17 protein-coding genes are annotated in these 25905 nt (G+C 42.7%); 11 read left to right on the forward strand and 6 right to left on the reverse strand.

What is annotated here, in order from left to right:
- Positions 1-58: 58 nt before the first annotated feature.
- Positions 59-5404: a DUF11 domain-containing protein gene (locus tag JMX18_RS04700; protein WP_201585017.1), complete on the forward strand. Its 5346-nt coding sequence runs from the start codon at positions 59-61 to the stop codon at positions 5402-5404.
- Positions 5405-5589: 185 nt separating this feature from the next.
- Entirely contained in the window at positions 5590-6414 is an 825-nt protein-coding gene (locus tag JMX18_RS04705; protein WP_227674563.1) for a hypothetical protein, read from the forward strand.
- Between the two features lie 215 nt (positions 6415-6629).
- Here the strand turns inward: JMX18_RS04705 and JMX18_RS04710 are convergent, their stop codons facing one another.
- The 4 genes from JMX18_RS04710 to glpK all read right to left on the reverse strand — a co-directional run bounded on the left by JMX18_RS04710 (position 6630) and on the right by glpK (position 11310).
- A complete protein-coding gene (locus JMX18_RS04710; protein ID WP_201585019.1) occupies positions 6630-7319 on the reverse strand; it encodes a TetR/AcrR family transcriptional regulator in 690 nt (229 codons plus the stop codon).
- A gap of 180 nt (positions 7320-7499) precedes the next feature.
- Positions 7500-8525 carry an endonuclease/exonuclease/phosphatase family protein gene (locus tag JMX18_RS04715; protein ID WP_201585027.1) on the reverse strand — a complete coding sequence of 342 codons (1026 nt, stop codon included), beginning with the start codon at positions 8523-8525 and terminating at the stop codon, positions 7500-7502.
- 276 nt (positions 8526-8801) lie between these two features.
- Complete coding sequence (locus JMX18_RS04720; protein WP_201588232.1) at positions 8802-9272, reverse strand: hypothetical protein; 471 nt, start codon at positions 9270-9272, stop codon at positions 8802-8804.
- A gap of 460 nt (positions 9273-9732) precedes the next feature.
- A complete protein-coding gene (glpK, locus tag JMX18_RS04725) occupies positions 9733-11310 on the reverse strand; it encodes a glycerol kinase GlpK (RefSeq protein WP_201585035.1) in 1578 nt (525 codons plus the stop codon).
- Between the two features lie 463 nt (positions 11311-11773).
- Here glpK and JMX18_RS04730 point away from each other — a divergent pair, with 463 nt between their 5' ends.
- From JMX18_RS04730 to JMX18_RS04750, 5 genes are all read left to right on the forward strand, one after another.
- A complete protein-coding gene (locus tag JMX18_RS04730; protein WP_201585037.1) occupies positions 11774-13471 on the forward strand; it encodes a TolC family protein in 1698 nt (565 codons plus the stop codon).
- Positions 13472-13570: 99 nt separating this feature from the next.
- Positions 13571-14437 (forward strand): YihY/virulence factor BrkB family protein, encoded by an 867-nt coding sequence (locus tag JMX18_RS04735; protein ID WP_201585039.1) that lies wholly within the window; start codon positions 13571-13573, stop codon positions 14435-14437.
- A 53-nt stretch (positions 14438-14490) separates the two neighbouring features.
- The gene (locus JMX18_RS04740) at positions 14491-15693 is read left to right on the forward strand and encodes an HlyD family secretion protein (protein ID WP_201585048.1); all 1203 of its coding nucleotides are present in this window, start codon (positions 14491-14493) and stop codon (positions 15691-15693) included.
- Positions 15694-15696: 3 nt separating this feature from the next.
- Entirely contained in the window at positions 15697-17013 is a 1317-nt protein-coding gene (locus tag JMX18_RS04745) for an ABC transporter permease (RefSeq protein WP_201585050.1), read from the forward strand.
- Complete coding sequence (locus JMX18_RS04750) at positions 17013-18152, forward strand: ABC transporter permease (RefSeq protein ID WP_201585052.1); 1140 nt, start codon at positions 17013-17015, stop codon at positions 18150-18152. Before JMX18_RS04745 ends, JMX18_RS04750 begins: the two co-directional genes overlap by 1 nt.
- A 100-nt stretch (positions 18153-18252) precedes the next feature.
- Here JMX18_RS04750 and sthA read toward each other — a convergent pair whose 3' ends face one another.
- Together sthA and ppsR are read right to left on the reverse strand one after the other, a co-directional pair.
- Positions 18253-19731: a Si-specific NAD(P)(+) transhydrogenase gene (gene sthA, locus JMX18_RS04755; protein ID WP_201588233.1), complete on the reverse strand. Its 1479-nt coding sequence runs from the start codon at positions 19729-19731 to the stop codon at positions 18253-18255.
- A gap of 315 nt (positions 19732-20046) precedes the next feature.
- Positions 20047-20943 (reverse strand): posphoenolpyruvate synthetase regulatory kinase/phosphorylase PpsR, encoded by an 897-nt coding sequence (gene ppsR, locus JMX18_RS04760; RefSeq protein ID WP_406947349.1) that lies wholly within the window; start codon positions 20941-20943, stop codon positions 20047-20049.
- Between the two features lie 564 nt (positions 20944-21507).
- Here ppsR and ppsA point away from each other — a divergent pair.
- The 4 genes from ppsA (at position 21508) to rpsR (ending at position 25896) form a co-directional block, all read left to right on the forward strand.
- Complete coding sequence (gene ppsA, locus JMX18_RS04765; protein ID WP_201585054.1) at positions 21508-23892, forward strand: phosphoenolpyruvate synthase; 2385 nt, start codon at positions 21508-21510, stop codon at positions 23890-23892.
- A gap of 113 nt (positions 23893-24005) precedes the next feature.
- Positions 24006-24971: an RDD family protein gene (locus JMX18_RS04770; RefSeq protein WP_201585056.1), complete on the forward strand. Its 966-nt coding sequence runs from the start codon at positions 24006-24008 to the stop codon at positions 24969-24971.
- A 288-nt stretch (positions 24972-25259) separates the two neighbouring features.
- Positions 25260-25652: a 30S ribosomal protein S6 gene (gene rpsF / locus JMX18_RS04775; RefSeq protein ID WP_201585058.1), complete on the forward strand. Its 393-nt coding sequence runs from the start codon at positions 25260-25262 to the stop codon at positions 25650-25652.
- A gap of 16 nt (positions 25653-25668) precedes the next feature.
- Entirely contained in the window at positions 25669-25896 is a 228-nt protein-coding gene (gene rpsR, locus JMX18_RS04780) for a 30S ribosomal protein S18 (RefSeq protein ID WP_068404827.1), read from the forward strand.
- Positions 25897-25905: the final 9 nt, after the last annotated feature.

Genomic DNA, 25905 nt, shown 5'->3' on the forward strand with positions numbered 1-25905 from the left:
TCCACCATCAACCAAGTCTCTCTAATTATATTTTCTTTCATAAGTAGGATTAACATATATGCATTACACTTTGTCATCGTCTAGTAAACTACGCTGCCGTACTGGCGTGCTTACTACACTGGCGACTTCGATGCTACTTATGCAAGCAAATATCGCCTATGCTGATACCGGTAAAGGCGTTACGACTATTAATAATATTGCCAGCGTTGATTACACGGTGGTTGCTGGTGAATCACAGTCCGGCACCTCTAATCAAGTTAGCGTCAGAGCTTTGACCTTGCCGCAGTACGATATTACCCTCACGCAGCCACCGCTAAACATTATTGATCTGGGTAGTGGTACTCAATGGATTAATATTCTGTCTAACACTGGCACCTATGACGCAACCGTATTATTAAGCTACTCTTTGACAGAAGGCTTCGCCCCTTTTTCTAACTCATTTAGCAGAACAATGCCTGCTGCTATCTCAACTTATGACTCTCCAGTAAGCCTTTCTAACTTTGCGGTCTATCAAGATGTCAATGAGAATGGCCGTATTGATGATGGTGATATTCGCTTTAGTAATCCACAGCAAATAAAAATTGCTCAGGGTGAAAGCATTCAACTGATTGTAGAATCATTGTCTGATATCAACCATCGTGAAGATGAGCAAGTGGATATACACCTCAATGCGTTAGTTCTTGAAGATAACTCGGTGACAAGTCTGGCAATGAACAGCTTGATACCTATTACTCCTCGTATCAATTTTAAAAATACAGCTTATGCAGATCCTCTAAAAGCTTCACAAGTGGGCAAAGAGATTTATGTTGAAGCCAGTTTTGCACAATGTAATGCTGATCCTAAGAAGCCTGATCAAGCTTGGGTTACCATAACTTCGGCCTTGACGGGGGACAAGTATTCGCTAAAAGCGGTAGAGACTGGCGATAATACGGGTAAATATCGTCTGTCAGCGCCTACACAAAATAATGCCAATCCTATTGATGATCAGATTATCCAAACGCTGCAAGGTGATACCCTTAAAGCCAGCTTGGATGCTTGTATTGATCCTGAAAACTCTACTTTGATTCCTATCAACCAAAATATTAGCAGTAATATCGCTATCGTTGACGAGCTTCCAAGCCTACAAGTCCTTAAAGAAGGCGATGTCAAAACTGCTGAGCTTGGCGACTATGTCAACTACACTATTCAAGTCACTAATAATGGTGCCGCTACCGTTTATGATGTCGAGCTAAAAGATGCCCTGCCTCGTGGTTTTGATTATGTCAAAGGCAGCGTTCGTTTTGACAAAGATAACCTTGATATCAATCAAACCCAAACGACTGAATTTAAAACTGAGGGTAAATACCAAGTTTTAAGCTTAGGCGAGATGGCGGCTGGTACAACTAAAAAGATTCGCTATCGGGCTCTCATTGGCTCTTCTTCACTAGGCGGCGATGGTATCAACCGTGCGACGGCTTATGGCCGTGATGAAAATAGCAATCCACTAGCATCAATGGAAGCTCAGTGGGAGATCGAAGTTGACCGTGGCCTGATAAATACTGACGGCATTATCGTTGGTAAGGTCTACCACGATATCAACCGTGATGGCATCCAGCAAAAAGCGGACGGCGAGCTTGGCGTCGCAGGCGTACGTATTTATATGGAAAACGGTAACTTTGCCGTTACTGATCCTGAAGGTAAATATAACTTCTACGGGGTCAGCGCCAAGACTCATGTCCTAAAAGTCGACCGCACTACTCTGCCAAGAGAGACTGAATTAGTTACCCAAAGTAATCGTAACGCCGGCGATGCCGGTAGCCGCTTCGTTGACCTAAAGTACGGTGAGCTCCATCGTGCAGACTTTGGTTTGGTCGGCGGGATGGCGGATAGCACTGAGCGTCTTAATGAAGAGCTTATTAACCGCAGCAACAGCATTAGTGCTAAAAATGACAAGCTAGAGCAAGCAGTCAAAAGCAAGCTAGATTTAGAGCCTATCTATAATCGCAACTATGAAGACAACGTTGACGCTAGTGGCTGTAAATCTAACGATATCTTAGATCAAGGTATCAAATGTGATTCAGCCATCGTCAATGAGATGGCAAATCCTAGTGCTGAACGTATCGATATGGCAGTCAATACGGTCACGCAGCCTAAAGCGAAACTGCTAGAAGAGTATCTCAAAGAAGTTCCTAATAATGATGTGGCTTTTATTAACTTGACTAATGATCAGCAATTAGCGTCTTACAAGCAGCTGATTCAAGTACAAGCGCCGCTAGGAGCACAGTTTACCCTTTATGCTAATGGCAAAGCGGTATCAGAGCAGCAAATCGGTAAGACCGCTGAGCAAGAAAAGCAAAGCGTTATCGCTTTTGACTACTATGCCGTCGAACTCAAACGTGGACGCAACACTTTACGCGGCGTAGCCACCGATGTTAATGGCAAAGTCATATCTGAGCAAACCATCCAAGTGACCGCACCGGATAGTCTAAAAGCTATTAATTATCGTACTCAAGATGGTCTAGTAGAAGCTGACGGCGTTAGCGAATATCAGATCGTCATCAGTCTAAAGGATTCAGATAATCGTCCTTATGTGGCCTCAACTCCTATCACTATTGATACCAATATTGGCCGTATTAACCTAAAAGATAGCAGTAACAATCAAGCAGGTACTCAGGTCACGGTCAATGGCGGCGAGCTTTTAATCCCAGTTATTGCCCCAAGCGTACCGGGTAAAGGCGAGCTGGTTATTGATACGGGTAGTAGCAAGCAAGTCATTCCGCTGCAGTTCACTGCCAAGCTACGTCCACTTATCGCCGTAGGTATCGTTGAGGGTGCTATATCCCTCAAGGACTTTGATGGCGGCAATATCACCGATGCTCAAGGCGCTTTTGAACAAGAGCTCCATGAGATCTCGGGCAACGATGATTACTCAGCAACTGGCCGTGCTGCTATGTTCCTAAAAGGCAAAGTACGCGGTGATTATCTGCTTACTCTAGCCTATGATAGTGACAAAAAAGGCGAGCGCTTGTTCCGTGATATCGAGCCTGGCGAGTACTATCCTGTATACGGCGACTCATCTGCCAAAGGCTTCGATGCTCAGTCTACCAGCAAGCTTTATGTCCGCGTCGATAAAGGTCGCTCGTTTGCGATGTATGGCGATCTAAAAACTCAGATTGAGAACGATGAAGGTATCGAGCTTGGTCGTTACAATCGTACTTTGACCGGTGCCAAGGCGCAGTATGAAGACGAGAACACTCGTATTACCGCCTTTGCCGCAGAAACCAGCTCATCACAGCGCGTAAATGAGACTCGTGGTTTAGGTATCTCAGGCCCTTATCCTTTAGCTGAGAACTTCGACGCCGTTCTTGAAAATTCAGAAACCGTTGAAGTGATAGTGCGTGATGCCAACAACCCGGGGCTTATCATCAGCCGCGAGACCTTGATTCGCTTTGCTGATTATGAGATTGATCCTATTAGCCGCAGCTTATATCTAAAGTCGCCTATCGCTAGCCAAGACTTGGCGGGCAACCCCATCTATCTACGTGTTACGGTAGAAGTAGACGCGGGCGGCGAAAAGTACTGGGTCGGCGGCGTAGCAGTTAAGCAGCAGTTAAATGAAAAAGTTGCTGTTGGTGGTAGCTATGTCAATAGTGACGATCCTTTAAACAAAGAAGAGCTTGCTAGTGTTAATAGCGTGATCAAATTTAATGATAAGCTCAAGCTCGTAGCAGAATACGCTCGAAACAAAGCGGATAATCCAAACTATCAACCTAGCAACCAGATCAATGCTGAATTACTAACAGGCGAAAACGTTGAAGGCGACGCCCTACGTATCGAGCTTGATTATGATGATAAAAAACGTACCCGTGCCAAAGCTTACTATAATGATGCGGACGCTGGCTTCGTTACTGGCGCATCCCCTTTAACCGCTGGACGTACTGAATCTGGCGTAGAAGTAGTTCATGCCTTAGAGAACAAAAAAACAGCTTTAAAATTAGAAGGCGTACGCACTAAAGACAACATTACCAAAGCTAGCCGTCAAGGGGTAGAAGCTAGTGTTGAGCAGCGTTTAAGCAAGAATATCGTTGGTGAGGTCGGTGTACGTTACTATAAGCAAGATGCTACGGCGGCCTCACGCAATATCCAAGCGGCAACCGATGTCGAAGATATCACCGATGATACAATATTTAATGATAGTATCGTCAATCAGTCGGCTCTTAGTAGTGTTAATGACGCTGATAAAGATATTGAGGGCACTACGGCACGTGCTCGTATTACTGCGCGCCTGCCCAAGCTTAATAACAGCTTAGTCTTTGCTGAATACGAACAGGACATTAGTCATAGCGAGCGTAATGCCACCTCAATTGGCGGTGAAACTCCACTAGGTAGCCTCGGTCGCCTTTATGCTCGTCATGATTTAATCAATAGCTTATCAGGTAGCTATGGACTCGACGATACCGATGAGCGCCAGCGCACGGTTATCGGTTTTGACACCACTTATATGAAAGACGGTAAAGTCTATAGCGAATACCGCATGCGTGATGCCGTTAGTGCACGAGAAGCTGAAGCCGCTATTGGTCTTAAAAACAAATGGTATGTACAAGAAGGGCTGACCCTTAGTACTTTATTCGAGCGTGTTGAGTCTCTTGAAGGTAAAGAAGACAATACCGCCACCGCTGCCGGTATCGGTGTCGAATATCTAGCGCAGGAAGACTATAAAATTTCAGGACGTCTAGAAAAACGTTGGGGCGAGACCAGTGATACGCTCCTTGCTAATGCAGGCGTAGCTTATCGTTATACCGACGACATTACCTTATTGGCAAAGGATATCTATTCACGGGTCGATTATCTCGACGGTCACCGTACCATCAACCGCTTACAGATCGGCGGTGCTTATCGTGATTACGATAGCAATCAGCTGGATATGCTGGCCAAGCTAGAATACCGTCTAGATGACAATGCTACTGGTGATGATCGCTATCAAAAAGATACTTTGGTTTGGACTTGGAATGGTAACTACCATCCTACTCGCGCCTTAACCCTATCGGGCCGCTATGCTGGTAAATATACCGAGTATGATGCAGATAATATTACTAGTGATAATACCGCGCACGCAGCCTATGTACGTGGTCTATATGATATCAGCGAGCGCTGGGATATAGGATTACAAGCAGGCTCTTACTGGAACGATAGAGCAGACGATTTATCTTACATGCTCGGTGCTGAGATTGGCTACAGCCCAATGACCAACCTATGGTTATCGCTTGGTTATAACTTTATGGGCTTTGAAGATGAAGATATTGCCTATGATGATACTACCCAAGAGGGCGCCTACTTTAGACTACGCTTTAAGTTTGATGAAGACTTATTTAAACGTAACGATCCTCGTAAGAACAAACGTATCACTAATAATGCTACATTATAGTGAACGTTTTTGAATATATGACATAAATAAAAAGGGTATCAATAAATATTGGTACCCTTTTTGCTTGTAATGAAGAGATTTAAGTTATCATTATGCTATGATTATTATTTTTTATGTGCTGTTAGAATAAATCTATTCGATTGCGCTATTACCTATCTACCCTATAATTTTATGAGACCCACTTTATGCTTCGCTTTGCAACTATGGCAACCCAAAAGAAATCTTATCGCCCGTTTACAGCTTCTACAGTTGCAGCCTTAATATCGTTAGCGCTAGGTACGCTCTCGTTAACCCTAGCACCAGCCAGCCAAGCCAGTGCTGTTGACTCTGTCTCTGTTAAATCGATTAATATTGATTGCCATACTGCTAAGGCGATGCAAGCCTCAAACCCCACTTATCAAAGCGCCCACCAGCGTACTATTAATTGTATGATGACTGAGCTAAATAGTTATCAGCAACAACAACGAAGCGCACGCCAGCGCTATTTCGCTTACAAAGCACAGGCATGGCTAAACTATGCTTATCATGAAGATAGTATTAACAGTCGTTCGATTGCTGGAAAACAAGCCTTTGAAGCTGCCGATACTATTCTACAAGCCCTAAAGAGTGGTACTGAAAACCGGCTCGATCTTACTACTGATATTCCTACTACCTCTGCTTTGATGCGGCCAGACCTATGGGCAACCCTCAGCGCCTTAAAAGATCGTCAAGGAATAGATCAGGCACCAAGAGAGCTGGCTTATAGTGAGATTGCCCTGATTTGGGCCGCAGCCAATCACTGTCAACAAGGATGGCGTCAGTCGAGTGCGCACTTTCGGATGGCAGACCGCTGGCTGCAGCAAGCTCGTGAAGCTTATGTCAACGCTCATAATTCTCGCGACAACGTTGCGCTTGAAGAGCTTATCAATCAATACTATAAGCACTATGCTCCTTTAGATCCTAGTGATGATGTTTGTCGAGGTCAGACACTCGCAAACAATATCTCGATAACAAAGAGCCAATCGTTATAAACTGCTAATGACAGCCGCTTAGAGTACATGCCATTTAGTTAGCGTTATGATCATGCTGACACTAACAACCATCTCCAATATCGCTGATTAGCTTTTATTATAAAGGGGCTTATAAGATTTAATTTTTACTTAAACGGCCCACAAAAAAGCTGACATGGCGTCAGCTTTTTTATTTCATCGGGTTCTTTCAATTAGAGAAGCTCTCCTAGCAACGATTAACTTTTACGAGGTAGTTTCTCCGGTAAATAACAACGCAAATAAGCAATAGAAGCCGTTATAGCTTCTTGTAAGTAATTATCTGTAATGCTTTCATGACGTCGATAAGATAAAGTAAATATCCCATTTATAATACTAAAAGTGACCAGTAGAGTATCTTCAATATCTTCAAATTTTGGTACCTCGTAACGTTCTGATAAACGCTCATATATTAGCTTTATAATTTGATGGTCAATATCCTCACCAAAGCTATCTTCTTCAAAATCTGGCGTATTGGTATCATAGATCAGCTTAGCTTTGGTTTGATCACTATGAAAGATACTAACCGAGCGCTCCATGAGGGCGGTTAGATAGCCCTGCCATCTATCATAATTGTCCGTTTCAACCGTCGCCAATATCTCCAATATTTCAATAGCGTTCAAGAAGCGCAACGCTAAAAATATCGCTTCTACATTAGGAAAGAAATGATACGCAGAAGCTCTAGGAATACCAGCTTCCTCACAAACATCAGCTAAAGTGATATCATTAATAGCCCGAGTTTCGCTTAACTTCTTGGCACCCATCAATAGCTTTTGACGACGGATACGCCCTTGTTGACTGGTAAACTTAAACTTATTAGGCACTAGTTTTTTGGCCAGCTCCGAATCTACGAGTATGTCTTCTATCTTTTCATCTTTATGTTCACTCATCGTAAACCTCTTAAAATTATGTTTGTTTTTACCCCTAACACTCTCAATCTCACTCTATTAAAAATAATTATAATAATTGAGCTATGGCCATTAGGGTTAATCAGAACCATTATAAACAGTAGTACATCATCAAGCACAGGGCGCAAATGAATTAAAATAATAAGCTACTAATCATTGCGCTCAATCATGAAGTTTTATCTTGGCACGTATAATACCATGATCAATGACTCTATCAGAATAATCCCATTTGAGATGATCATTAAAATAATCTACCCTATCTACATGACCTAACGCAAATTTACTATCAGGTAAAAACTCTTCTGAGACAAACAACTGATCAATAACCTCTGGCATACCTTGATAAATATGGGTATAAGCTACGTCTTTCATCCACCCATAACGCGCTTGGATACGAGCTGCATCGAATAATGCAACATCACGCATACTTTTATCATAGTTTACCTCACCTGTCTCGGTCATCAACTGGGTGGTCACACTACCCGTGACATCATTCATATCTCCAAGTAAGATAAGCGGCTCTCGAGTATGCTGCAAACGCTCGATAATAGACATTCTAATTGAGGCCGCTTCAGACGCACGCATACATAAACTACGCAGTTTAGCACGCACCCGAATATTAGGATCATCCATATCCTCTAACAAATTACCATTTTCGTCTCGTAAAAAAAAGGCACGTTTACTTTTTAAATGGGCAGTGATAATCGTTATCGGTTGACCAAAGGCATCGACTCGTAGTAATAAAGGGGGGCGATTAAAACGCTGATAGGGTCCGATATCTGGGATATCGATCACCGCCTCTGCTACTACCTCTTCTAATAATTCGCATTCTAATGGTTTAAAGCGGCTAATAATACCTACTGCCGGCGTCTTTTGGGCACCCAATCCTTGAGTATGAACACTGTTTTTATCATTACTAGCCAGCGGGATGACCACATCCTCAGCTTTGAACCCCAAAGATATAGCCAATGCTTCTAGGGCTGTACTGTCCCACACCTCCTGCACAGCAATGATATCAGCATGCGCTTTTGCTAATAGCTCAGTGATGCCTGTTAATTTGTGTTGATAAGCTTTTTGATCATAAGCAGGCGCATTGTCATAATAAATGCGCCCTGGATTGGCAAAATTAAGTAAATTGGCAGTAGCAATATAAAACTGTTTTTGACCATTAGTATTCGCAAGTTGCATAGTAACTAACCTGTTATTATTTTAGTATTTTAATTTTTGATATAAAAAAAGCTTTCAGAGCATCCTCTGAAAGCCTCAACAATAGCACATTTATAAAGATTAGGGTCATCGGCTCATAACTATATTTGCCTAGCAATTTACATGGTATGCATAGATAGATGACTATAAGTTTTTTATTTAGCATTACTCTAAAAGCTTATTTTATTTATATATAGTCTCTAAATCAATCGACCCTAACTTATTTTATGGCTTGAGAATTTGGGTTAATTTTTTGAATTAACTTACGCGATTCCAAGCATCGCGTGATGCCAAACGGGCTTCTTCCCAAGTCAAACGTGAATCACCTTTCACTTCTTCCCATGACCGTTTTAGATCTTGCTCATGATCTTCAAAACGAGCATCAGCGGCGTAGTGAGGGCGATTGGCGTAACCTACCGCATAGGCAGGATGCAAATCACGGTCAAAGTCATAACCTTCTTTGATATAGCTGGCATTGGCATGCTCTGCGCGCCAGTAAGCTTCCTCATGAGTGGGGTTGATAGCTTCAGCCGAGGCGTGACCTGCTCCGCCGCCAGCAACCGCACCGATCGCACCGCCAATAAGTGTACCTAAAGGACCAGCCATCGAACCAATAGCCGCACCAGCTACTGCCCCGCCAACACCGCCGACACCGGTACCTACTGGATGTGAACCGGGCTCGCCAGTAATCATACTAGCGTTAAGCTCATCTTTAGCTTCATCGGACATCTCTTTAACTTCGTGACGATCGATACCATCACGATCATGAATAACTCTGTCATTATCTACTCTAGTGCCATCCACTCTCGTGTCGACTACTCTACCATCTACATCTGTTACTACATGGTCAGCATCAGCCATGCGGCGGGCATTGTCATCAATAATACGCTCTCTATCGCCTACTTCCATATTATCTTGGGTGATTACGCGGTCATTTTTGTCTATCACTTTCTCATCAGCAGTTACTACTCGTTTTTGATCTACTCTATCATTGTTATTCATAATATATTCCTTTAATTAATTGTGAATTATTAATTTAAGCGCCATTAAAAGCTATTAATGACTTATCACCTTTAAATTAAAGGATATGCTTGGTAGTAGCTACCTTGATTTTGTAAACTATGTCGCTATAACGCTGAACTTAAGTTACAGCATGTACATTTATAAAGGCCTTGTATTTATATAGCTATCAAACTTTTATTAAAGCTCTATCAATAGTATCTTGCCATTTTGCTAAATGCTGCGCTCGGATGTCAGCTGACATCTTGGGTTCAAAAACTTTATCAATCTCCCATGATGAGGTTATAGTCTCACTATCATATAACCCTGTTTTTAGGCCGGCAAGCAAAGCCACCCCCTTCGCTGTAATTTCAGTGTCTTTAGGTCGCAGTACCGGCACATCGAGTAAGTCTGCTTGAAACTGCATAAGTAAATCATTATTAGCGGCGCCGCCATCAACACGTAATTCTGTTAGGGCGTGAGGACTGTCTTTTTGCATAGCAATGAGCACATCATAAGTTTGATAAGCAATAGCTTCAAGCGCCGCCCGTGCTATATGCGCTTTAGTGGTACCGCGGTCCATGCCACTAATACTAGCACTGACATCTGAGCGCCAATAAGGGGCTCCCATACCGGTAAAAGCTGGCAATAGAACCACATTGGCACTGTCATCAACTTGCTGTGCTAGACGTTCAATATCACCGCTTTGTTTGATCATGCCAAGATTATCACGTAGCCACTGTACGATGGCTCCAGCCATAAATACACTACCCTCCAAAGCGTAAATGACCTCACGTCCAAAGGTAGAATTGGGTGGTTGGAGCATACGCCTACCTGACTGGACTATATTGCCAAAGGATGAGTTGTCCATACGGTTCAAGCTAGTTTTGCGTTGCCATGCTACTGTGGTTAATAACTGATGCTCACTAAGCTTGGCTGTTTGACCAATATTCATCAGCATAAAACAGCCCGTACCATAAGTATTTTTAGCCATCCCCGGATCAAGGCAACCTTGACCAAATAAAGCGGCTTGTTGATCTCCCAGCACGCCATTAATAGGGATTTGTTTGGCAAACAAGCCTTTTTTAGTTTTACCAAAGTCGCCATCAGAAGGTAGTACTTTTGGCAATATCACCATAGGAATATCAAAACGTGCGCACAGCTCCTCCGACCATGCCAGATTATGAATATCATATAATAAAGTGCGTGAAGCATTGGTCACATCGATAACATGCTCGCCGCCGGTCAATTTATAAATCAGCCAGCTATCGATAGTACCTACTGCTATCTGACCACTACTAATACGAGCCTTGATATTCGGATGATGCTCTAGAAGCCAAGCTATCTTGCTAGCACTAAAATAAGGATCTAGCCGTAAACCAGTAATATTTCGTACATCTGCTACTGTGTCTTTATCGTCTTCAGCTAGAGCCTTACAACGGCTAGCGGTTCTTCTATCCTGCCAGATAATTGCTGGAGCCAAAGCGTTACCAGTCTGCTTGTCCCAAATAACGATAGATTCACGCTGGTTGGTAATGGCGATGCTAGTCACATCTGTTGCTAACAACCCTGCTTGATTAATGACATCGTGCGCACAACTGATCTGCGTCTGCCAAATTTGCTGAGCATCTTGCTCAACATAACCGGCTTTTGGAGTGCGTAACGTCGTTGGCTTCTGTACTATCTTTAGCGGACGCGCCTGATCATCATATAAAATAGCTCGGCTCGACGTAGTTCCCTGATCTAATGCTAAAATGTATCCTGCCATTACTTCCTTCCTCCATCCACAATACTGCTTATTTGCATAGGTAACGCTTTATAATAGGTATAGTTTTCTTGCTAACGATAGCATGGCAATAAAATATTAGTTTTATTTTAGCACCCTATCTTCATCAGTATGGTCGTCAACTATTAAGCCTGTCTTAAATACACTCGAATACTTTTATCTTTTATATTTATAACTGTCGATTTTAGTAGTATATTTATATTGTTGAATATCCACTATCATTCAATATGCATTATCAACCCTTAAAACATGCAAAATGACTATACTTATTGGCTATGACGCTAAGCTCTAGGCTCAAACAACAGTCTAACCTAATAGACAAAAATCATTATTAAAAGAATAACAAGCACATAATGAGTATTGACCCGTCATGATTAGGACTCTAAAGTGTACGCTTTTATTGTACCACCACATTCTGTTTTCTGATTAACGGTCTACTTCCATTATGAAATTTGCTATCTTATCTCTACCTAGTGCTATTGCTACTATTATGCTGGTAGGTGTGTCAACTCAGACGCTAGCGAACAGCCCTGTCGACACCGCTACTAATAGTCAAAACTCTATATCAGAGACCGCTGTAATACCGGTAGCAACCACCCAAATTGTAGATGCTAGCCGTACTAATGTTAGCAGTACCATAGACAATAATCCAAAAGTAGCCACTCATACTGATAAGAAAAACTCTAAAACGGGTGCAGTTCAGCCTATAACTACCCCTCTAAACACCCTTATAGATCCTGTTACTCACAAAAGTATTGAAAACAGCTATCCGTTAGAGGTTTCTAGCTTTTTAAGTCTTGAGCAGGCGCAAAATATCTTATTGCAGGTCTCACCAAAATTAGCAGCCAATCAAGCGGCGATTGCAGCCAGTGAATATCAGACTGAAGCGCTTGAAACTATCGATGATCCCTTTGTGTTTGCCCAGCTATCAGCAAGTACTTATACTTTCCAAGAAGACTTTGATTTGTCATCGCTAAGAAATGAGATCAATAACGGTATCAATAACTTAGAGAGCAATGGTGAAGGGCGTTCGCTGCCTATTCCTCCGCCACCTAACTTACCTAATCTCGATCTTCCAAACACCTACGAAATTAAGCGCTCAGGCTCGCTAACGGGTGCAGGGGTAGGCTTTGCTTGGCCGGTATATACCGCTGGACGTACTGCTGCATTGACTGGTGCCTCGAACGCCCGTACTCAAGAGGCTATAGCAGATAGCATAATAGATGAAAATGAGCTTTATAATACCTTGATAGAGCGTTACTTCAAGGCGCAATTGGCGATTATCGCCGCCTATCTACGCGAGGATGCTTACGATACTTTGCAGCAGACCGATCATATGGCACAGCGTCTATTCGAAGAAGGTTTCCTTTCCCGTGTTGATCGCCTAGAGGCGCAGTCGGCTCTTGCGGATGCAAAAAGCGAATCAATCAAAGCCAATAATGATGCTCGCTTAGCGATGATTGCCTTACAGCGGTTGCTACGCACAGATTATCGTATTAAGCCTACCACGCCGTTGTTTGTTTCTAGTCGACCTCTACCTGATATAGAATACTTCCAAGACTTAGCGCTCAAAAACCATCCCGGGCTGCAAAAAGTGGCTGCCAAACGCGCGCAAGCCGAGCAAGTACGCGCCTTATCTGATACCGGCTATAAGCCAACGGTCATGCTCTATGGCTATGGGCAAGTTGAAGAAAACCCCAGCTGGATTGCTGGAGTCTCCGCCAGTTGGAAATTATGGGGCGGACTAAATAAGAACGCATCGATTGCCTCTAGTAATGCGCAAATACGTCAAGCAGACCTCTCGGAGATTGAAGTTAGCGATAATCTGCTGTTGTTGGTGGAGAAAAACTGGAACGATGTCAATAATGCTCAGGCACGTTACCAAGCGTTACAGAGCAACGTCGACTTAGCTGCTGAAGTATTACGTCTGCGCCGTCTGGGACTACAAGAAGGGGTGAATACCACTATCGACGTGGTACAAGCACAGACTCAATCACTAAAAGCACGCACTGAACAAGCTCAAGCAGCACACGACTACGTGCAAGGTCTAGCATCCTTGATGGAAAGCTGCGGCACCCCACTCGCTTTCAATGCTTATCTGAGTGCTGCTGATATTCGCTTGCCAACCTTGTATAGCGAATAAGGTTTTATTAGCCATAATAACAACACTATTACTAACTAGGAGCGGTATAAATTTTATAAATTGACATCTATACCGATCCCCACTGTGAATAATTGCTTTATGAAAAAAAACACTTCTAAAATAACAAGTTGGCTGCATTCTATCCAAGAAACCTGGCGTATAGCAAACAACTCAAATGTCTGGGCGCATTGTGCTGGCGTGGGTTTTTTTGGTTTTTTATCTATTTTTCCGGTAATGGCGGTGTTTGTGCTGCTATATGGTCTTGCCTTTTCACCCGCTGAGATGCAAGAGCAAATTGCCTTACTACGAACATTCGTGCCTGCATCCGTCTATGAAATCCTTGATAACCGCTTAACTGAGCTGGCAGCTAACACCACTTCACGCTTGACTTTTAGTCTGCTACTCTCCAGCGTATTAGCACTTTATGCAGGCTCAAAGGGTATAAAATCATTAATTCTTCTTATAAATCTCGCTTTTGGTATCACCCAAGAGCGCAGCCTTATATCAGCTACAATCCGAGCGCTTAGTTTAACTTTTGCAGCGGTAGTGGTTATGATCATTGCAATCTCCTCTATTGCTATTATTCCATTACTGGCGGCATACTTTCCTTTCCCACAAATAGCTAAGACGATTGCCCTTTGGAGCAGATGGCCTATCTTAGCTGGCATTATATTCTTGAGCTTTTTAGGCCTCTATCGTCTGGCGCCAAACCATGAAGCTATAGCACTGAAAAAACTAGTGCCCGGAGCTATTCTAGCGACTGTTCTGTGGATCTTATTGTCAGTATTATTTTCGATTTATGTGCAAAACTTCAACAATTATAGTGCTGAGTTTGGTGCCCTTTCAGCCGCCGTAGTCATTATGCTATGGCTTTATTACTCAGCGTTTATCGTGGCTTTTGGTGCTATCTTTAACTATGAGAGCATAGAAGGATCTAAACCCTATGCTATTCGCATGTACTCGTAACCTATTGATTATATAACTCATTGCTTACTGATTGATTTAGGAATATCACTGTCATGACTGAACACAACCATAATAACGACGATTTGAATGCAGTAAATGCTTCTAGCACCTCTAGAAACAAAGTGGAAACTGAGCAAAAAGCTGGACAAGAAAATAATAACAGCGCGCCTGAATATCAACGCTCTCATTCAAATAATGATACTGCAAAAAAGAAAGCTGTGATTAAAAAAGCGGTTATTGCCTTAGTCGTCATTATAGTATTGGCTGTAATCGCTTATGGATTGTTCAAAAGCAATGAAGATAGTAAGCCTGCAGTGACGACCTTTCAAGGTCAGATGCAAATGCAGCAAACCTCCATCGCTGCCAAGGTGCCTGGTCGTATCTCCAATATATTAGTCACTGAAGGGGATAGGGTTGAAAAAGGACAACAACTTATTGAAATGGATCCTCCTGAGATTAATGCCAAGATTAATCAGGCGCAGGCTGCCAAGCAAGCAGCACAGAGTCAACTTGATAAAGCCATAAATGGTGCACGCCCACAAGAGATTGCTCAAGCAAGAGCGGCCTGGCAAGCTAATAAAGCCGCTGCTGATTTGGCTGCCAATACTTATGAGCGTATCGATAGACTCTATAAAGAAGGACTTATGTCACGACAAAAGCGTGATGAGGCCTATGCACAATATTTGGCTACCCAAGATCAAACCGAGGCGGCGCGTTTGCAATATGATATAGCTTTAGAAGGTACTCGTAGCGAAGATGAGGCAGCAGCAGCGGCGCAAGTGGCGCAAGCAGATGCCAAGCTTGAAGAAGCTCTAGTTGCAAAAGATGAAGCCAACTTACAAAGTCCTATTGCTGGGCTAGTGGACGACGTGATCGTGAATGCCGGTGAAGTCGTTGGACAAGGGGTACCGCTGTTAACCTTAGTTGATACCGATGATCAATGGGTCGTTTTAAACGTCACCGAAAGCTTTCTCAACCATTTTACCATCGGTAAGCAGTTTACAGGTACCATTCCAGCCTTGAGATTATCTTCATCTGAACAGCCTCAATCTATGCAGTTCACCGTCTATGCTACCTCAGTATTGTCTGATTTTGCCACTTGGCGACCAACCAATAATGACGATGGTTTTGATGTACGCACCTTTGAGATTAAAGCTCGACCTACCAATCCCGACTCACGTGTTCGTTCAGGAATGAGTGTCATTGTCGAGATTGACTCGAAAAGCTCCGCTCAACCTAATCGCTCTCAAGAGTAAGCTATGCGCCTGATACAAGCTTTTTTACGCAGTGCGGTTTATGAACGCCGTTTTTTGGCCAAAAACCCTTGGGATTTGGCTATGGTCATTTTTATACCTTTAGTTGCAGCATTAATGATTTGGTGGATTTTTTCTAGCACTCAAATTACAGACTTGCCTATCGGAGTTATTGATAACGATCATAGCCCCACCGCTGGTACTTTATTGCGTTACTTAGAAGTCACTCCTGATATTGTGGTAGCTCATACTTATCACTCGCCAGCGGCTGCTGAAGCGGCTATCTTGCAACGTGAGATATACGGCGTAGTGACTATTCCTGAGAACTTTGAGAGTGATATCTTGTCCGGCAAACCCTCGCCAATAGTCCTGCAGGTCAATGCTCAATACGGCACCCACTCAGGTATCATCCAAAAAAGCGTACAGTCGGTGGCAACCACCCTATCAGTAGGAGTTGAGATTCAGCGTTTAGTCAAGCAAGGCATGGCACCTACGCAAGCCGCTATCGCCGCATCACCCATCGGCATTCAGCGCATTAGCTTATTCAATGCCGCCACCGACTATCAACAATTCCTAGCCTCTACCATTATTCCGGCACTGCTACATATTTTGGCCATGGTGGTTGGAGCGACCACTATCGGCCGCGAATTACGCGACAAACAGATCGGACGCTGGTATCGTTTTATCGATACTGAAAGTAAAGCTTTAGTAAGTAAGCAACAAAAGAGCGATAAGACTCTAGCAAATAGTAATAATAATGATTTGAAAAATGCAGATAAATCAGACGATAAAACGCCGAATAAATTAAAAGCTCCTGAGCAAGTTAGTATTCTAGTATTGCTATTTGGTCTAAGTGGTAAGTATTTTTGGCCCATATTGGCTTATAGTCTTTGGTCAATATTAGCCATTTGGCTGGCCACTTATCAGCATTCAATCGCCTTTTCTTCTATTTTAGCCACTTATGTTTGTCTAGTCGTTCTTATGATATTGTCGTTTTGGCTGGGGGCTATTTTTACTCTAACCTCATACTCTTTACGCGCAGGATTATCAGCGGCGGGCTTTATCTCCGCGCCTTCTTATGCGTTTGCCGGGATTACTTTTCCTTATATTGCCATTCGTGATAGCGCCAAGTACTGGGCAGACGCGCTACCGCTTACCCACTATCTAAAGCTGCATTTGGCTCAGCTGCAAATGAAGGCACCAGTGCTGGTTTCGCTACCGATTTTATATGGATTGATATTAGCGACTGTTGTAGCCGGGCTTATTGCTGTTTTATTGACCAAACGCGCATTGGCGCATCCTGAACGCTGGGGAGCACGCTAATGATATCGATACAGAGTTTTTTTGGTAGCTTTATTCAGACCCTCAAGGATATCTTTAGCGATAGTGGGGTGATTTTGATGCTGATTATTGCTCCGGTTATTTATGGATTTTTTTACCCCTGGCCCTACTCATCTGAAGTCGTCGACCACGTGCCAGTTGGTATTATTGATTATGATAATAGCGACCTATCACGTACTATCGTGCGTTATGCTACGGCTACTCCGCAGCTGGACACCGAACGCTTTATCAATGAGCAGGCCGCCAAGGAAGCTATCTGGTCAAATGAAATCGCTGGTTATATGATTATTCCAAGCGGACTGGAACAGCGGGTACTATCTGGAAAGCAAGCTAAGGTCAGTGTCCTGGCTAATGGTAGTTACTTTATCCTAAATCAGCGAGTGCAAATGGGATTTTTGCAATCAGTCAGCACCGTATCTGCTGGTATTAAGATTGAAAAAAGCGTAGCACAAGGCGCTTATAAACCTATTGCGGAGAAGAGTTCCCAAGCGCTACCCTTACAAATCATTCCGCTATACAATCAAACCGAAGGTTACGGTTCTTATGTGGTTCCAGCGGTTTCCATCATTATCCTCCAACAAACCTTAATGATGGCAACCGCTATGCTAGTCGGCACTTGGTATGAGCAAAAGCGCGATAGAACCTCTGTGCGTGGCTGGCTTGGTAGAATTGCTGCACTCAGCTCCATAAGCTTTGTCATAGGTTGCTTTTTTTATGGCTGGGTATTTGAGATCCAAGATTACCCGCGCGGCCAGAACATGATGGGCAGTTTATTATTCTTGCTGTTATTCTGTCCAACGGTGGCAACGCTAGGCTGTGTCTTTGGGTTATGGTTCCGCCAGCGCGAACGTAGTATGCAGATTTTGATTTTCAGCTCGCTACCGATGCTTTTCATTAGTGGTTATCCTTGGCCCGCCAATCAGCTGCCGCAAGCATTACAGATATTACGTTGGTTAGTTCCTACTACCCCTGGTATCAATACCTCTGTGCAGCTTAACCAGATGGGTGCCAGCCTATCGCAGGTCGCTACCGGATTTTATGCGCTGGCGGGTTTACTGATATTTTACTTCATCTTGCTATTACTTTTCCGCTGGCGTACCGCCCAAAAAGCAACCTATTAATAGAAATCCAAGCAAATAAGCCCAAAAAAGCGCCCATTAATTTAATGGACGCTTTTATAGTAAAGATATACTTAAAAAGGTACTTAAAAAGCTCTAAAACTTAGAATATTCGGTTCAGACCATTTAGCGCCGCTACCCGATAGGCTTCTGCCATGGTGGGATAGTTAAAAGTAGTATTCACAAAGTACTCAAGAGTGTTATTACACTTCATTACCGCTTGTCCGATATGAATAATCTCGGAGGCATGGTTACCGTAGCAATGGATACCTAATATCTCTAAGGTCTCACGGTGGAATAGTATCTTTAGTACTCCAGAGCGTTCACCGATAATCTGTGCACGAGCCAGATGTTTGAAAAACGCCTGTCCCACTTCATAAGGGACTTTTTCATCGGTTAGCTCTTGTTCGGTTTTACCGATACTTGAGATCTCAGGGATAGTATAAATCCCCGTAGGTACGCTGGAGACTGGCTCGGCATCACTATCCCCTACCATAAAGGCCGCTGCACAGCGCCCTTGGTCATAAGCGGCAGACGCTAGAGAAGGCCAACCCATTACGTCACCAGCAGCATAGATATTTTCAACCTTAGTACAATAACGATCGTCAACCTTGAGCTGACCGCGGCTATTGGCCTCTAAACCAATCGCTTCTAAATTTAAACCTTCGGTATTGCCTGAGCGTCCATTTGACCAAAGAATGGCATCTGATTTAATTTTCTTACCACTTTTTAGATGCAAAATAACATAATCATCATGAGTTTCAAGATGGTCGATTTCCTCATTGTTACGAATGAGGACGCCAAATTGTCTAAAGTCATGAGCGATGGCATCACTAATTTCTTTATCAAGATAGCTTAACAACTGGTCTTGGTTGTTAATTAAGTCAACTTTGTAGCCAAGGCCGGTAAAGATAGAGGCATATTCACAGCCAATAACACCAGCGCCATAGATGATAATCTTTCTAACCACATAATCCATTTGTAAGATCTTGTCAGAATCAAAAACTCGTGGATGATCGAAGTCTAATATCTCTGGTCGATAGGGACGGCTACCCACAGTAATAATAGCTTTATTAAAGGTAACGGTTTCGAACACATTTTCGTCAGTTTCAACTCGCAAGGTATGCTTGTCAACGAAGCTTGCCCAGCCATGAATAACATCAATGCGATTACGCTCATAAAAGCGCGTATGAGTGGCAACTTGACTACGTATCACTCGGCGCGCATTAGTTAGTACTTTGTTCAGCGGTACTTGCTCGTACTCTAATGCTTTGGTGAACATAGGATCGCGGCGAAAGTTAATTAAGTTAAATACCGATTGACGTAGCGCTTTACTTGGGATCGTTCCCACGTGCGTGGAGTTACCACCCACTTGGTCGCGTGGATCAATGACGGCTACCTTTTTTCCCGATTTAGTCAGTTTCATAGCAGCAGCTTCACCAGCAGGACCTGCCCCTAATACCACCGCATCATATTCAAAATCATGCTGATCACTCTTTATACGCTGCGAGTCTTTGGTATAGCCTGACTTTATATCAATACGAGTATCATCTAATGGGTTAATTAAGTCAGGATGGTGCATGATATCTTCTGTGACTTGCTCATGAGTTTGTTCAATTTGTTCTTGTTTGTCCGCTTTTTTAGTATTTTCAGGAGTGGTTACTGGCGCACTACCGCTGTCTTTGTTAGACACTTCGGTATCTAGATCTTTACCAATATCATTGGTGGCGTCGTCTTTGCGTTTTTTTCCCATGATGTCCTCTTTATTTATTAAATTTTAATTTTTTATTAGATAACTAATATTTAATCACTTAGAGCTAATACTCTATCTTAACCGATTAGATTGATGCTTTATTTTAAGCCTCAATCTAATTCACAACTTTACGCTACCCTTTTATTAACCAATACGGCGCTTCAGACCTGTCATTTGCAATATGCGCGTGGCAATTTCCTCAACCGACATCTCCGAGACATCCAGACTTGGGATGCCCTGTGAGATATAAATAGCTTGTATGGCGCGTTGCTCTTGCTGAACTTGTTGATAGCTGGCATAACGACTGCCTGCGCGGCGCTCGTTACGAATACTGACCAAACGATCGGTGTCAATAATCAATCCAAATAGCTTGTCCTTATGCTCACGTAAAGCTTTTGGCAACTGGTTGTCATATAAATCATCTTCGGTCAGCGGATAGTTAGCCGCCCGAATACCAAACTGCAAAGCCAAGTATAACGAAGTTGGCGTTTTTCCTGAACGTGAAACCCCTATGAGGATAATATCCGCCATATTATAGTGACGGGTACGGGCGCCATCATCGTTATCTAAAGCAAAATGAACCGCATCGATACGTTCTTTATAAGTTTCAGAATCGACATTATCATGAGCATGTCCTGAATGACTATCCGCCTCTACCCCGATCTCCTCAGCAATACGACCAATCAAGCCTTCATACATATCCAAATTACAGCTCTCAGCAGAATTGATTTTTTCTCTTATCTCAGGGCTAACAATAGTATCAAATACTAAAGGCAGCAAACCATCACGCTGATGTGCCATATTGATCTGCGCTACTGCATCTTCTGCTCGCTCCAAGCTATCAACATAAGGCAAAACTTTAGTCTCAAAAGGCACCGAAGCAAACTGACTTAGTATAGAACGCCCTAAAGTCTCAGCCGTAATAGCCGTCCCATCAGAGATGAAAAATGCTGTTCTAATAGCTTGCGAATTATCCAGGCTTAGCGCATGACGATTTTGAATAGTAGGCTTATTTTGTTCAGGCGGATTGTTTGAGTACATAACTTAAAACCTCGGTGAGAAACTCGGCGGCAGCCTTGAGCGATTTGGTAATGCGATAACGCTTAAGCCGTACATTATACTCACAATACCCGCTGAAAAACAGCTGCGTCATAGAAATCCATACATAGTCCTACTCCTATTGATTGACTTCTGCTTATACTACTATTGCTACCCTCTTTATTATTCACAGTCAATTAAATACCAACTAGTGTTTATTAAAAACCACTTTCTATGATAGCTATTTGCCTTATGACTATTTATATCTTTTGTAGCTCTCTAAATCATTGCCTCAATAAGATAGATCTGTAGCTTAATAAAGGATATACCTCGTTTTATGTTAATATAGCGCTCGTAATAGTAGGGTCAGAAGAAAGCTTATATTATAGACACTGCAACGACTGCCTGAGCTAAATTTGGTATGGCTTTATCAGCAGGTGACAAACAAACTCTATAATTTGTATCTTTTTAATAAGTTTTTGACCTCACCCCTCGAAATTCTCTTCAGATAGCGGTATAATTTCGCATTATAATCCTTACTAAATAACCTTATTTTTTGGAGTTATCATGGCAGATCAATCTTCGGCCCTTGTAATTAATCTTGACCAGCTGGGAAAAAATGACATCGAGACCGTCGGTGGTAAGAATGCCTCACTTGGTGAGATGATCAGCCACTTGTCTGATTTAGGGGTCAGCGTCCCAGGTGGCTTTGCTACTACAGCAGATGCTTTCAACCGTTTTTTAACTGAAACGGGCTTATTAGACAAAATCAATGACGAGCTAGATAACTTAGACGTTAATGATGTTAATAAGTTAACCGCTACCGGTAAAAAAATCCGTGGTTGGATTATTGAACAAGATCTGCCAAGTGATCTTGAAAAATCAGTACGGGAAGCTTTTGAAGAAATGAGTGGCGGTGAAGACATTGCGGTAGCCGTACGCTCTTCTGCTACTGCTGAAGATTTGCCAGATGCCTCATTTGCCGGTCAGCAAGAAACTTATCTAAACATTCGTGGTATTGATAACGTTCTGATTGCTATTAAAGAAGTATTCTCTTCATTATACAACGACCGTGCTATCTCCTATCGTGTTCATAAAGGCTTTAAGCACGCAGGTGTTGCCCTATCAGCCGGTATTCAGCGCATGGTACGCTCAGAAACTGGCGCAGCTGGCGTGATGTTCACTCTAGATACTGAAAGTGGCTTTGATCAAGTGGTCTTTATCACATCAAGCTATGGTTTAGGTGAGATGGTAGTACAAGGGGCGGTAAACCCTGATGAATTCTACTTATCAAAGCAGTTGCTTGCTAATGGCAAACCCTCAGTCATTCGTCGTAACTTAGGTAGCAAACATAAAAAAATGATTTATGGCGATGAAGGCAGTACCGCTAAATCTGTCAAAATTGTTGATGTTGAAAAACAAGAACGTATGCAGTTCTCTCTAACCACAGACGAGCTGACCGAACTTGCTAAACAAGCGATGACTATCGAAAAGCATTACGGCCACGCGATGGATATCGAGTGGGCAAAAGACGGTGATAGCGGTGAAATCTTTATCGTTCAAGCCCGTCCTGAAACCGTTAAGAGCCGCCAAGACAGTAACGTTATGGAACGTTATGTCATTAATACAGGTGACGCCAAAGTCCTATGCGAAGGTCGTTCAATCGGTCAACGTATCGGTGCGGGTAAAGTTCGTATCGTTGATAACTTAAATGAGATGGATAAAGTACAAGACGGCGATATATTGGTTTCAGATATGACTGATCCTGATTGGGAACCCGTCATGAAACGCGCCTCTGCTATCATCACTAACCGTGGTGGTCGTACCTGTCACGCTGCTATTATCGCCCGTGAACTTGGTGTTCCTGCGATTGTTGGTTGCGGTAATGCCACTGAATTATTATTCGACGGTCAAGATGTGACTGCCTCTTGCGCTGAAGGCGATACTGGCTTCATCTATGAAGGTCAAATTGATTTTGAGGTTCAAACCAACTCAATAGAGACCATGCCAGAACTTGCATTTAAAATAATGATGAACGTGGGCAACCCCGATCGCGCCTTCTCATTTACGCAAATGCCAAACGAAGGTATCGGCCTTGCTCGTCTTGAGTTTATTATCAACCGTATGATTGGTGTGCATCCAAAAGCGCTGCTTAATATGAATAGCTTGCCACGCGAAGTGTCACAAGCAATCAATGAGCGTATTGCTGGTTATGCTTCACCCGTTGACTTTTATGTTGACAAACTGGTCGAAGGTATCTCAACTTTAGCCGTTGCCTTTATGGATCAACCGGTTATCGTGCGGATGTCAGACTTTAAATCAAACGAATATGCTAACTTACTTGGTGGTAAACTGTACGAGCCATCAGAAGAAAACCCCATGTTAGGCTTCCGCGGTGCTAGCCGTTATGTTTCTGATAACTTCCGTGATTGCTTTGAGCTTGAGTGTAAAGCGTTAAAGCGTGTACGTGACGAGATGGGTCTGACCAACGTTGAGATTATGATTCCGTTTGTACGTACCGTTAATGAAGCCGCTCAGGTGATTGAACTGCTTGAGCAAAATGGTTTGAAACGTGGTGAGAACGGTTTACGCGTCATCATGATGTGCGAGCTCCCAACCAACGCCCTATTAGCTGAAGAATTCCTAGAGCACTTTGATGGCTTCTCAATTGGTTCAAACGACTTAACCCAGTTGACATTAGGTCTAGACCGTGATTCTGGTATTATCTCTCATCTGTTTGATGAGCGTGATCCAGCAGTCAAAAAGCTTTTATCCATGGCGATTGCCGCTTGCCGTAAGCAAGGCAAATACATCGGTATTTGTGGTCAAGGTCCATCTGATCATCCCGATCTTGCTTTTTGGCTCATGGAACAAGGTATTAGCTCAGTATCACTAAACCCTGATTCTGTGCTTGATACTTGGTTCTTCTTAGCAGGCGAAACAGCACAATAAACCGTCACAGTGAGTCAATGCTGTAATCCAAATAGTAAGGGGTCTATGAGAATAGACCTCATACTATGGCTTAGAAGTAATGATTTAAGATATGACTAACTACACAGGTAACTATGCAGATTTTCCTCGCTCGAAATAACGTCCAAGCTGGCCCTTATAATCTGGAACAGCTTAATATCATGTTGGCATCCGGTGAAGTAACACTAGATGATTTGGCATGGCATGAAGGCCTAGATCAATGGCAGCGTCTTGGTAATTTAACTGGGAATCAGTATGTTTATCGCCCGGCAAATACTCCTGCGCCTAATGATTCTATTATTAACAACGTCACTGTATTTCCAGAAGACGATGATAAAAATGATGATAAAACCGTTTCATTAGATAGACTGTACGGTAAGCCCGAACGTTCAAAGCCTAATAGCAAAAACACTAAAGTCGATATGACTACTAACCGGAGCTATAAGCCCAATGTGTCACTCAATAAGACACCTGCGGCAAAATCGGCATCTAGTAAAGATGTGGTCATCGGTAACGTAGTACTTGCGCCTATCATGTCTCGAATATTGGCAACCGCTATAAACGGTTTGCTATATTTCTTGGCTATCTTGCCGCTCATACTGGCGCTGACGAAGATGGATATTGACTATAGTAAGTTTCAAAATATTCAGGATATGGATGCCGCTTACCAATACTCCATGACGCTTATGGAGAGCCTACCGAGCAGTACGCTGATGATGTCACAAGTCTTAGTCTTTGGCTTATTCATCTTACAATTGGTATTTATTACCATGCGTGGTCAGTCTTTAGGCAAGCTAATTACTGGCATTAGGGTGGTAGATCAAACTACGCATCGTTTGCCCTCTTTTGGTAAGCTCATAGGTATGCGTACCTTACTGCTATTTTTCGTTTATAACTTATTGTTCTCATTTACCAGCTTTTTAGGCTTTATCGTAGTCGCTGTACATTATTATATGGCATCAAAAAGCTCGCAGAATATTGGTTGGCATGATAAGTTGGCTAAAACCTTAGTGGTAAAGGCCAATAATGATCAATTAGTGAAACAGCCAAAAATAAAATAGTCAGCATTTTAAACCAGTAAAAACATATTTTAGTATTAAAAGCAGTGCTTAGGTGCTGCTTTTTTTATTAATACTATTTTTTAGACACTATTTCAGTGATATCAGTTTTGCTTATATAAAATTGATACATATTCATAAGTAACCATCCATTAAGCTTTGTATTAATGAGCGGTTACTGTTATAATACGGCGCTTTATAAACTAAGCTTATCTAAGAATTTGAGCTTACCTTATAAATCTCCTTGCTATTAACATAGGGTTGATAGCTACTAATCCGTAAGGAGTCATAATGCGACATTACGAAGTGGTGTTAATTGTACACCCAGACCAGAGCGACCAAGTGGTTGGCATGGTTGAACGCTATATCAAATTGGTTCAAGACAACAACGGTATCATCCATCGTCTAGAAGACTGGGGCCGTCGTCAACTTGCTTACCCAATTGACAAAATTCATAAAGCTCATTACGTTCTTTTCAATATTGAAACTGACGGTGAGACTTTAGCTGAGCTTGAAGAATTATTCCGTTATAACGACGCGATCATTCGTAGCCTAGTTATCCGCCGTGACGAGGCAATCACTGAAGAGTCACAACTAGCTAAAAATGCCGATGAAAAACGCGCACGTAAAGCTACTACTCGTCGTTCAGACAGCAATGACGACAACGACAACAGTGAAGACTAATTAAAGGAGAATACTTATGGCACGTTTCTATCGCCGTCGCAAATTCTGCCGTTTCACTGCTGAAGGCATCACTCACATTGACTATAAAGATGTTGAATTGCTAAAACAGTATATCAGTGACAATGGTAAGATCGTACCAAGCCGTATTACCGGTACTTCTACTAAATATCAGCGCCAACTAGCAACTGCTATCAAGCAAGCTCGCTATCTTGCGCTACTTCCGTATACTGACAACCATCAGTAATTTAACCGT

The organism is Psychrobacter jeotgali, from assembly GCF_904846315.1.
In the GTDB taxonomy this organism is placed as follows: Bacteria; Pseudomonadota; Gammaproteobacteria; order Pseudomonadales; family Moraxellaceae; genus Psychrobacter; species Psychrobacter jeotgali.